Origin of the sequence: Terriglobus sp. YAF25 (genome assembly GCF_052113305.1) — a bacterium.
In the GTDB taxonomy this organism is placed as follows: Bacteria; Acidobacteriota; Terriglobia; order Terriglobales; family Acidobacteriaceae; genus Terriglobus.
Map to the genome: position 1 here is coordinate 1 of NZ_JBFRCY010000765.1, position 2,110 is coordinate 2,110.

Annotated in this window: 1 protein-coding gene and 1 pseudogene; both read right to left on the bottom strand. The window is 59.9% G+C overall.

Annotation, left to right across the window (positions count from 1 at the left end):
* A pseudogene (locus AB4043_RS23440) lies at positions 1–404 on the bottom strand (pectate lyase); the annotation flags it as partial.
* Positions 405–737: 333 nt separating this feature from the next.
* Positions 738–2,110 (bottom strand): CCA tRNA nucleotidyltransferase (locus tag AB4043_RS23445; RefSeq protein WP_442308254.1); only part of this gene is annotated, 1,373 nt, incomplete at its 5' end.

Consider the following 2,110-nt stretch of genomic DNA (forward strand, 5'->3'; position numbering starts at 1 on the left):
GCGTAGTCTTCACCCGGCTGGCGGTGATGTTTATCGATCTCGATGTTCTTGCTCCATCCACCGGCCGGAGTCTGAAAGCTGACGATGTTTTCGGCGGTGGTGTGCGCCTCGGCCGAGGCGTAAAAACCTGCCTCACGATTCAATGGCATGGAGTTCGCGCCGTGGCCGGTCTTGGAGTGAATCGACTCCGTCCGTCCCGCCGCCTTCAACTCCGCCGCCAGGGCGGCCTTGTCTGCCAGGCGCTGTTTCTGTGAACGGGCAAGATAATCCAGCCACACCGGCTGCTCCGCGACGGGAAGCGTGTGTATGCGAGCCTCCGTCAAAGGTTCGGCCGGCTGCATGTGGCCAAGCACAGCGGCATGAAGCGTGACAGCAAAGGCGGGGGCAAGCAGAAGGCGACGCATGATGTGATGGAAGGCTACATCGGGAAAGACACCTGAACACTGCGCGCGGTTGCGGAGGAAAGTTAACAAACAAGAGAGGTCGGATCGACTCCACGATCGCTTTTCTGCTTCTGCTTCTGCTTCTGCTTTTGTCTTCGTCTTTCGTCTTTCGTCTTGCTTAAGGGCACGGCTTCAGCCGTGCCGAAATAGCTGCAAAAATATCGCGGCTTTAGCCGCTGAGGTACCTGTGATAGCAATGCCCTCAGGGGCTAAAAAGCCCTGCCCTTAAGCAAACCCTGACGAAACAACCACGCCATTTACGTATCGTCCTAGCCCCAGATGCGGATTGTTCTCCTACTCCGGCAAGCCGAACTCTTCCGCAACCAATGTCAGACCTTCTTCCGTGGAATGAATCTGCCCTTCGAGCTGTGCATCTTCCGCCGCGCGCAACATCTCCGTAAATTTCGGCCCGGGTTTGTAGCCGGCGTCGATCAGTGTTCTGCCGTTCACCAGCAGCTCCGGCTTGATCGCGTCTTCAGGAGTCTCTTCGTAGTGCTTCTTCGTAAACTCATAGAGCTCCAAATTTCCGCTCGCCGACGACGCGTCCAGATAGTGAAGTTCCAGATGCTCCTCAAAGCGAGGCATGCGCAGAAAACGCTTCAGCGTCGACTGCTTCATATGCATCACATCCGCAAACTTCATGTGGTTATGAATCAGCGCCAGAATCTGTTCTTTGTCTTCGTTAGAAAAGCGAAGGCGGTTCAGGATCTCTACGGCGATCCGTTCGCCCACTTCCACATGACCATCGAAGCGGATACGATCGGGCGCGCGGCGAAAGGTCGCGGGCTTGCCGATGTCATGCAGCAGCGCTCCCCACGCCAGGGTCGCCGGCGGCCTGGGTGGAAGCTTCTTGAGTAGCAGCAGTGTGTGAACCCACACATCGCCCTCGGGGTGATACTGTGGTGGCTGCTCCACGCCCTGCAGCTTCTTCGCCTCCGGCAATACCTCGGCAAGCAGACCGGTCTCGTCCAACAATTTCAATGCCACGTGGGCGTTCCCCTCCGTCAGCATGCGCGTCAACTCATCACGCACCCGCTCCGGAGAAACCTGGTGGATCTGCGAAGCCAGCTCACGGATGGCTGCATGTGTCGATGGCTCGATGTTGTATCCGAGCCGTGCCGCGAAACGCACCGCCCGCAGCATGCGCAGCTTGTCTTCCGTAAAGCGCAGCCGCGCGTCGCCAATAGCACGCACCAGCTGCGCACGCAGATCCTCGCGGCCGCCGACGAAGTCGAGTGTTGCCGCTTCGGCTGTAGCTCCACCTGCGAACCTCGCCGGATCAAGCAGCATGCCGTTGATGGTGAAGTCGCGGCGCCGGACATCCTCCTGCGGCGAGGTCGAGAAGGTCACCTGGTCGGGCCGGCGTCCATCGGAGTACGAGCCGTCGTTGCGGAAGGTCGCCACCTCGGTGGCGATATCCGCCGCCTCAGGCCCGGGATACTCCGGTCCCGGCGTCATCACGAGGATCACGCCGAAGTGCGCCCCTACCGCCGCGGTCTTCGGAAAGATAGCCTGCACCTGCTGCGGCGTCGCYGAGGTGGCCACGTCATAATCCTTCGGGGTGAGCCCCAGCAGCAGATCACGCACGCACCCTCCAGCAAAGTACGCCTGGTGCCCCGCGGCATGAAGAGCCTGGGCAATCTGAAGAGCGGCCTGAAGCTTCGCGT